Annotated in this window: 3 protein-coding genes; all 3 read left to right on the top strand. The window is 40.3% G+C overall.

What is annotated here, in order from left to right:
* Window positions 1-301, top strand: a 301-nt coding sequence (locus tag AAA952_RS22225; RefSeq protein WP_338259684.1) for a hypothetical protein, incomplete at its 5' end; no start/stop codon positions are given.
* Between the two features lie 2 nt (window positions 302-303).
* On the top strand, window positions 304-891 hold the full coding sequence (locus tag AAA952_RS22230) for a hypothetical protein (protein ID WP_338259685.1): 588 nt from the start codon (window positions 304-306) through the stop codon (window positions 889-891).
* Window positions 884-1,408 (top strand): hypothetical protein (locus AAA952_RS22235; protein ID WP_338259687.1); only part of this gene is annotated, 525 nt, incomplete at its 3' end. The genes AAA952_RS22230 and AAA952_RS22235, both read left to right, overlap by 8 nt.

The raw sequence follows: 1,408 nt of genomic DNA on the forward strand, positions 1-1,408 counted from the left end.
CATCGAACATAAGAAACAACGTGAGATTGAAAAACAACATGAAATCGATTTAATAGATGCCTATCGTGAATCATTGATCGATGTTAGGACTTGCTTAATCAATACCAATAATAACAAACCATTCCTATTACCAGACTCGCATAAGTTAGTCGGTCGTTACCACTCATATCAAGACGTTGTAAACAACACAGATAAGAGTTTTGTTGACCTACTTAACGAACATAGCCTACTTAGTGATAAGTATGTACTAGAGCCCGTATCGAGCTTGACCGTTGATCGTTTACTGGAAGTGGAGGATTAACCATGAAAGGATTTGACGCGCATACCGCATCACTCGCAGGTGCAAAATCAGCCCAAGCTCGCAGAACTATGAAAGTGTACAAAGAGCAGCACAGAGCAGCAATGATCGATAAAGCTGAGTCCCTTGTTGCGGACTTTATGGATGGTAAAGCGGTACTTGGGATTAATCTTAATGATGAAACCAGAGCCAAGATTATCGAAAACGTGCTTACAGAGGTAACGATACAATCTCTAATTGGCGCTCTGAAACATCGAGATGAAGTGGAGCTAATGTTGCTTAAACATGAGCTAACGATCAATCCAGATGCTGGTAATACCATTGAAGGTGAATCAGGCTCAGGCTCAGATGAAAAGCCAGTAATGCTTACCAACACAGAATTGATGTCGATGCTTGGTACACGTTACGAGACTAACAACGCCAAGCCAGAAGAAGATGATGAATTATTTTTTGATTGGTACAAATCACAATCGGGTACTCAGCAAAAATCGATCCTGCAAAAGTATTTTAATAACGATGAAGAAGAGTTAATTAACTTTGCTGGTAGACCTGCTGCATCCGTTATCAAGCAACTTAGGATTAATAATGGCTAATATAACAAACATTACAGGCTCTTACCTAAGTACCGATGCAAAGATTGAAGAAAAGCCATTAGGCCAAATTGTATCGTTGTGCTATCCGTTATCATCTGGACAAGAAAGTTTTGCATCCAATAGTACGCCTATGCTGCTGTTTACCATTTTTAGAAAGTCGGGTACAGCAACGCACTATAACGAGTTGATGGATAAGGGGTTGGTATCTGCAAATACTATGGCAGAAACAACATTAGCGGTGATTGGTTTACCTATGCCCTCGAACGGTCTTAATGATGCGGTTACAAACCAAATCGACGCAGGTAATAGTAGTTTTATCAATCAGTTAATCTCAGAGGGTTTACTGACATTGGAACAAGCTGGTGGGGCTGCTGCTGTTAATGGTGCGGTTGGTAGTATTAAACAAGAAATCGTATCAAACATTAAGAAAATGAGTGGTGCATATAACACTAACTTAGGTGGATCAAAAACGATATCGGGTACTCGTGGTATACATGCCTACCAAGGCACTGAACCA

Source organism: Shewanella sp. M-Br, assembly GCF_036245925.1.
Taxonomy (GTDB): Bacteria; Pseudomonadota; Gammaproteobacteria; order Enterobacterales; family Shewanellaceae; genus Shewanella; species Shewanella oncorhynchi.